4 protein-coding genes are annotated in these 7,864 nt (G+C 44.8%); 1 reads left to right on the plus strand and 3 read right to left on the minus strand.

The features are described from left to right. Positions 1-5,254: trifunctional serine/threonine-protein kinase/ATP-binding protein/sensor histidine kinase (locus tag PN499_RS08900; RefSeq protein WP_272031438.1), on the plus strand; the 5,254-nt coding region annotated here is incomplete at its 5' end. A gap of 323 nt (positions 5,255-5,577) precedes the next feature. Here PN499_RS08900 and PN499_RS08905 read toward each other — a convergent pair. The 3 genes from PN499_RS08905 to PN499_RS08915 all read right to left on the minus strand — a co-directional run. Further along, positions 5,578-6,027 carry an Hsp20/alpha crystallin family protein gene (locus PN499_RS08905; protein WP_272031439.1) on the minus strand — a complete coding sequence of 150 codons (450 nt, stop codon included), beginning with the start codon at positions 6,025-6,027 and terminating at the stop codon, positions 5,578-5,580. A 316-nt stretch (positions 6,028-6,343) separates the two neighbouring features. Next, positions 6,344-7,081 (minus strand): glycosyl hydrolase 108 family protein, encoded by a 738-nt coding sequence (locus tag PN499_RS08910; RefSeq protein WP_272031440.1) that lies wholly within the window; start codon positions 7,079-7,081, stop codon positions 6,344-6,346. Beyond that, positions 7,078-7,864 (minus strand): M23 family metallopeptidase (locus tag PN499_RS08915; protein ID WP_272031441.1); only part of this gene is annotated, 787 nt, incomplete at its 5' end. The genes PN499_RS08910 and PN499_RS08915, both read right to left, overlap by 4 nt.

Consider the following 7,864-nt stretch of genomic DNA (forward strand, 5'->3'; position numbering starts at 1 on the left):
GAAAAATGAGTATCCTACCTTTAGCGAACTCGTGCAGTTTCGCAATCAATATACCATTGCCAAAAATCTCAACTCACCTCTGATTGTCCAAACCTACAGCCTGGAACCCTATCAGAATGGTTATGCGTTGGTAATGGAAGACTTTGGGGGGATTTCTCTTCACGAATGGGCGATTAAAGGGAAAAACCCATTCTCATTGAGAGAATTTTTAGAAGTCGCGATCGCACTGTGCAATACCTTAGATATACTGTATCGCGAGCGCATCATTCACAAAGACATCAAACCCAGTAATATTTTAATTAATCCCGAAACTAAACAAGTCAAATTAATCGACTTTAGTATTGCATCTCTACTACCCAGGGAAACCCAAACACTAATTAATCCCAATGTGTTAGAAGGGACACTTGCTTATATTTCCCCAGAACAAACAGGCCGAATGAATCGGGGGATTGACTATCGGACTGACTTTTATTCTTTAGGTGTTACCTTCTACGAGTTACTGACAGGGAAATTACCTTTTGAATCAAATGACGCAATGGAGTTAGTACATTGTCATATTGCCAAAGCCTCACCCTTAGTGCATGAAATTAATTCGGAAATTCCCTCTGTACTATCAGAAATTGTTACAAAATTGATGGCAAAGAATGCCGAAGGTCGCTATCAAAGTGCATTGGGACTGAAGTTTGATTTAGAAAAGTGTTTAGATCGACTACAAGAAACTGGTAAGATTGAGAGCTTTGAGATTGCACAGAGGGATCTGTGCGATCGCTTCCTCATCCCCGATCGACTCTACGGACGAGAAACCGAAGCAGCCACTTTACTGCAAGCCTTTGAAAGAGTCAGTAGTGGCGCAACAGAACTGATGCTCGTTGCAGGCTTTTCAGGGATAGGAAAAACCGCCGTCGTCAACGAAGTTCATAAACCCATTGTGCGGCAACGCGGCTACTTCATCAAAGGTAAATACGACCAGTTCAACCGCAACATTCCTTTGAGTGCTTTTGTCCAGGCTTTTCGTGACTTAATGGGGCAATTGTTGAGTGAAAGCGATACTCAGCTAACGCAGTGGAAAGAGAAAATCTTGTCTGCTTTAGGTGAAAATGGGCAAGTTTTAATAGATGTCATTCCCGAACTAGAGCAAATTATCGGCAAACAGCCAGCAGCCCCAGAACTTGGTGGTAGTGCTGCTTTAAACCGCTTCAACTTGTTATTTGGCAAGTTCATAGCCCTGTTCGCTACACAGCAGCATCCTTTGGTAATGTTCCTCGATGACTTGCAGTGGGCAGATTCCGCTTCACTAAGCTTGATGCAAGTGTTGATGAGTCAAAGCCAGATGTGTTATCTGCTGATTGGGGCATACCGAGATAACGAAGTCTTTCCGGCTCATCCCTTAATGCTGACATTAGAGGAGATGAAGAAAGACTCAGCAACCATCAGCACTCTAACCCTGGCTGCTTTAAGTCAATCTCATATCAATCTTTTGGTTGCCGACACCGTCAGTTGTTCCACAATCACAGCGCAACCTTTGAGTGAGTTAGTCTATCAAAAAACCCAAGGCAACCCGTTCTTTGCTACCCAATTTCTCAAAGCTTTGCATCAGGATGGCTACATTGCTTATGACTTCAATGTAGGATATTGGCAGTGCGATATTGCAGCAGTGAAATTGCTCTCGCTCACTGATAATGTAGTCGAGTTCATGGCAATGCAATTGCAAAAGTTGCCCGATGCAACCCAAAATGTCCTCAAACTTGCTGCCTGTATTGGCGCTCAATTTGATTTAGAGACATTGGCTATAGTTTCAGAATTTTCTTCAATCGAAGCCGCAACAGCATTGTGGAAAGCCTTGCAAGAAGGCTTGATTTTACCCACCAGTCAGATTTACAAGTTTTTTCTGGGTACACAACACTCACAGGCAGAGGATACAGTTAATCCAAGCTATCGATTTTTACACGATCGCGTCCAACAAGCAGCATATTCTCTGATTCCCGATGACCAAAAACAGGCAACTCATCTATCGATTGCTCAACTCTTGCATGACAATATTTCTGAAACTGAGCTAGAAAAGCATATTTTTGAGATTGTCAACCACTGGAATCAGGCGATCGCCCTCGTCCTTGCCCCATCTGACAAAGATCGTCTTGCCCAACTCAACTCAATTGCTGGGCGCAAAGCCAAAGCCTCTAGTGCCTATGAACCTGCCCTCAAGTATTTCAACACAGGTCTAACGCTTCTGTCTGAGCAAACCTGGCAGACTCAACCCAACCTGACCCTGGCGTTGCATGAAGGTGCGGCAGAAGCAGCTTGTCTCTGCGGCAATTTTGCCGAAATGGAGCAGCGAGTCAGCGAGATTTTAGCTCAAAAACTCCATCCGCTCGATCGGGTCACAGCTTACGAAATTAAAATTGATACCTATACGACCCAGAATCGACCTCAAGAAGCGATCGCCATCGCTCACACTGCCCTGAAGCAATTCCACATTTACCTGCCAGAACAACCTACTGAAGCAGGGATTGCTACAGAACTAGAAGAAGTTGCTGACCTACTGCACAACAAAACGACTCACGATCTGCTCAATTTGCCAGAAATGACAGAGGCAGAATCACTGGCAGCAATGCAGCTACTATCCAGCTTAATGCCAGTAGCTCACGTCTCTGCTCCCTTGCTGCTTCCCTTTGTGATTATAGCTTCGGTGAAACTATCGCTGCAAAAAGGAAATGCTGCCCTATCTGCTTATGCCTACAGTTGCTATGCCACCCTATTGAGCAGCATTGTAGAAGATGTTGATGCTGCTTATGCCTTTGCACAGCTAGGGTTGCAAATCGTTGAAAACTTGAATGCACGACGTATCCGGTCAAAAGTTAGTTTCGTCGTGGCAGCATTTATTGTGCATTGCAAATCTCACCTCCGTGAAAGTTTACCCCTTTTTAGAGAAGCGTTTCAGGTCGGGCTAGAGGTGGGCGATATTGTCCATGCTAGCTCCAGTGTGGCATGGTTCTATCAATCTGCTTATTTGAGCGGTCAACACTTAGGCACTCTGGTTTCAGAAGCAGAGCCTTATATCACTGCACTGCTGAAGCTCAATGTAGTTACTGCCTCAAACTATAGCTATCTTGCTTTAGCTGCGATCCAGAGACTACAAGGAACGCAAAGCCAGACCGAGTTGGATGCCCAGACCGCACAACTCTATACCACGCTGACAGCCGCAAACGATCTACTCGGGCTGCATTTCTACTGGGTTTATCATCTAACGGCGTTCTATCTGTTCAATGAAATCGCTCAGGCTGTGCAGGCAGCAGATGAAGCCCGTCAAACCCTGGCAGCAGGATCAGGTTTCTTCACAATCCCAACGTTTTACTTCTACGATTCGCTCACAGCACTCGCCGCTTATCCCGAAGCAACCGATAAAGCGGCGTTGCTCGATCGCATCTCTGCCAATCAGACCAAACTCTATCATCGGTCTCAGCACGCGCCCATGAACTTTCAGCACAAATATGATTTGGTGGAAGCCGAGCGCTGTCGAGTATTGGGCAATAAAACGGAGGCGATCGACCTGTACGATCGCGCCATCTCCCTCGCTAGAGCCAACGACTATATACAGGAAGCAGCACTAGCCAATGAACTCGCCGCCAAATTCTACCTCGACTGGGGCAAAGAACGCATTGCTGGGGAATATGTGATCGAAGCCTACTACGGCTATGCCCACTGGGGAGCCAAAGCCAAAGTTGCTGACCTGGAAACTCGCTACCCGCAATTGCTCACTCCGATATTACAGCAAACCCGTTCTTCCCTATCAGCTAATGAAACTCTGTTCACCTTGGGGAGTATCACCTCTACCAGTTCCGCCACATCCAGTAGTAGCAGTGTCTCTGTAGCTTTAGATTTAGCTGCCATTCTCAAAGCTTCTCAAACTATCTCCGGCGAAATCGAACTAGAAAAACTGCTCTCATCGTTGCTTGCGATCGTTATCGAAAATGCTGGAGCCGATAAATGTGTGTTAATTCTCTTGCGAGACAATCGCCTGCTGATTAAAGGGTCAATTACTGTGGGAACGGAGCCAGTCGTATTGCAACGCCTTCCCATTGAGGACAGTCAGGATATTCCCTTAAAGCTAATTTACAAAGTCAAGCATAACAGGCAGACTGTTGTGCTAATTAATGCGATCGCCGATCCGACTTTAGCTAATGACCCGTATATTATTCGTCAGCAGCCTAAGAGTATTTTATGCAGCCCGATTTTGCATCAAGGGAAGTTGATGGGCATTTTATATCTAGAAAATACTTTAGTAACGGGGGCATTTACTCGCGATCGCGTGGAACTCCTGAATTTACTTTGTGCTCAGGCGGCTATTTCTTTGGAAAATGCCCGACTTTATGAGCAGTCACAAACCTATTCCCAACAGCTAGAGCAAGCCTTGCATGACTTGCAGCAAAGCCAATTGCAAATGATTCAAAGCGAAAAGATGTCAGCTTTGGGTAATTTAGTTGCAGGAGTGGCTCACGAAATTAATAACCCGGTTGGTTTTCTTAATGGTAATATTAATCCGGCCTTAGATTATATTAACGATTTGTTTGGATTGATCGAGCTAGTGCAACAAAAATATCCCCAACTACATCCAGAGATTCAAGAGGAAATAGAAACGATTGAACTTGACTATATTCGAGAAGACTTACCCAAGTTAGTAGAGTCGATGCGAGAAGGTGTGAAGCGGATTCAAGACATTAGCGTGAGTCTCAGAAACTTCTCTCGTGCTGATAGCGATCGCCCTGTTGCCTGCAATATCCACGATGGCATTGATAGCACGATTATGATCCTCAAACATCGCCTCAAACCCAACGACACTCGCCCCGAAATCGAAGTTATTAAAGACTATGGCAATCTACCAATAATCGAATGCTATGCCGGACAATTAAATCAGGTATTTATGAATATTTTGGCGAATGCGATCGATGCTTTAGAAGACTCAAATCAAGGGCATAAATATGGAGAGATTGCCAATATAATTACTGTGAAGACTGAGTTGCCAGCCGATAAAAAACAGGCGATAATTTTGATTAAAGATAATGGGATTGGTATGAGCGCCGAGGTGCAATCTAAAATTTTTGACCATTTATTTACAACTAAGGGAGTAGGAAAAGGGACAGGGTTGGGACTCGCGATCGCACGACAAATCATTGAAGAAAAACACCAAGGTAGCATCACTGTCAATTCTGTCCCTAGCGGGGGTACTGTGTTTGAGATCACTATTCCTGTTAAATAATGGAATATAATAGATCAATACTCCGGACACTTTTTAATGGGCAACGGTAGAATGCGGGTTTGGGACTCCAAGTTCGCCGCACTCGCCAACGGTATAATGAGGGTTTGGGCCGTTTCTCTAAAAATAGAGCAATAGAAAACCAGGAGCAATTGTAGCTCCCGGTATCAGCTTATCCAATTCCGTTGTTTTTATTCAAACTTAATTGCTATCAAGAGAAATTTGCCTCACTCAGTCACGTTAACTGCCTGCGTACTCAGTTCATCACCCTTGCAGTTGAACTAATAGTTAACACTTGAACCAATAGTTAACACTTGAACTAAGGGTTATTGATTCGTTGCTTCCAGAGCAGGTGTAACTGGAACTTCAGCAATTTCACCCAAATTAATCTTGATTACTTGATTACGAGCTTCAGCCACTTTAGGCAGCGTTAGCGTCAAGATGCCATCTTTATATTCAGCCGTAACTGAGTCATTTTGAATGTGTGCGGGCAATCGCAGCACCCGATGAAATTTACCGTAGCGGAATTCAGAGCGGAAATAGCGAGATTGCTGTTCTTTTTGTTCATAACGATGCTCGCCAGAAATGGCAACTGCTTCACGAGTTACTTGAACATCGATGTCTTTGGGTTCAATTCCCGGCAATTGCGCTTTTAATACGAAATTATCCCCTGCATCTGCCAATTCAACAGCCGGCTTCCAAGTTACTTCCGTTGCTGCTTGAGTCTCTGTCAGTGAGTTAAACACTTGGTCAAGATGGCGACGGAATGTTTCCATGTTCGGTGTTGGGCGTAAAGTAGCGAATCAACATAATCTGTCACCTCAAAGATTGGTAAAGCTTTCTTAGCTGGTTATCAGTCTTGCTTATTGCTTACAGTTACATTATGGAGTTTTCTCATTGGGAGCAGAAGTCAGGAAAACCCAACTGAACTTGTAGTAGTTGCCAGAATTAGAGACAATAATTAGGAGCAATCGGCATTGAAGAAAACCGTACTTAGTTATTCGTAGAAACCGAAATTGTGGTAGTAGTGCCACGCTTAGCTAACCCGCTTCGAGTTTTATTTTTAGGGCTGGACAGCGCCCACACACCAGCTTAAAACTTATCAATATACCTATCCCGCCTATCGGCTCGACTGAGCCAACCTGCCCGAAAAACCGAATCTTTATTCCCCGGTGCGCTCCACCGGATATAATCTTGCCGATGCCTTTCATTAAGCGCCCTTGCTAGTTGTTTCAGATCACCAATATTGCCAATTTCCCTCAAATATTGTCTCGACCTTCCCACCCCCGAATTAATAGCAATATCAGCACATACTTCAAAAGCAGGCTGAGACAACTGAGTACACCCACCAGGTGCAAAATAATCCTGTTTGTAAATCTGTGCAACCGCAGTCTTGAATGCCAAGGGATTCTTATCATAAGCAAACTTCACAAACATGGATGGATGACCGTTAAATCCCTCACCTAAACCTGACAGTAAATCATTGCGATGATTCCAACCCACACTAGGGATAATTCCCATGCACGTAAAGCCTTTTTGTCCTTGAAACCAGTTGCCGCTGTCGTTCCCCAAATTTTGACAACCCCCTTCAAAACCGAAAGCTAATTGTAATGCGGCTTCTGCTTTAGTATTTGGTATGCTCACAGCATCTTTGTGTGTTTTTCCCGTAACTTTATCGGTAGCAATTTGAGCAACACTAATTAACTGTTGTGCTGGTTCGGATTGGATGACTGGCGGCACTAAAATATATGCTACCGTCAGCACAATAACTCCCCATGTTACCAGCCTAAAATCAAATTCATCCCGATGTTTAATTTTGTAAACTGTCATTGACTTTTCTCCGGCAATTTACCCGTCAAAGCTTGATAAACATAGCCCGATTGTGGCGGCACTTTCTCGCCATCAGTTCCACCCGAACGCTGTTGAAAATGCAGGTGTGGCCCAGTACCAGCCGTACCCGATTTAGCGATGACTGTGCCTACTTTCTGTAACCCAGACTTGCACTCGCCAACTGGCAAATGTAAGTAGTCAAAACTGACACCCCACTCCGATATCGAGTAACTAGCAACCCAACCCCAGCGGCCATTATCCCAACACCGAACATTGACAGTTCCTCCGACTGGCCCAATCGCATACAAAGGCGTGTACATCGGAGTGGCCACATCTGTTCCAAAGTGAATCGAACTGCAACCGGGGCATGGTGATTTACGAGGCCCAAAGGCACTACTGATTTGATATCCTGCAATGGTGTCTCCCGCTTGTAGAGAAGTTGCCCATTTTCCGCTAAACTTGGGGGTATTGTTGGAATTAATGCGGCTACTGCTCGCAGTTTCGGATAACCCTGATGCAATTGTTGCCTGTTGATTATTAGCGGCTAATTGAACTGTTTGACCTGATTGAACTGTTTGCATAGCTTGCCCACCTCTCACCAGCACTCCAACTGAATTCTGCAATATTTGGTTAAGCCCAGGTGCTAAAATAGCGATCGCTATCCCCGTAACCACAACAGCAGTAATAAAATCCCCCCGGCGATAAGCAGTATCCAAACGGACTGGATTGTGCTGATAGCCAGATTCAGGAGAATAGACAATAGAAGATGTGTCAACAGGAAAC

Origin of the sequence: Kamptonema animale CS-326 (genome assembly GCF_028330895.1) — a bacterium.
Taxonomy (GTDB): Bacteria; Cyanobacteriota; Cyanobacteriia; order Cyanobacteriales; family Microcoleaceae; genus Kamptonema; species Kamptonema formosum.

Excerpts from the sequence above, each read along its gene's own strand:
- PN499_RS08905 (WP_272031439.1), bottom strand. The coding sequence starts at position 6,027 with ATGGAAACATTCCGTCGCCATCTTGACCAAGTGTTTAACTCACTGACA.
- PN499_RS08910 (WP_272031440.1), bottom strand. The coding sequence starts at position 7,081 with ATGACAGTTTACAAAATTAAACATCGGGATGAATTTGATTTTAGGCTG.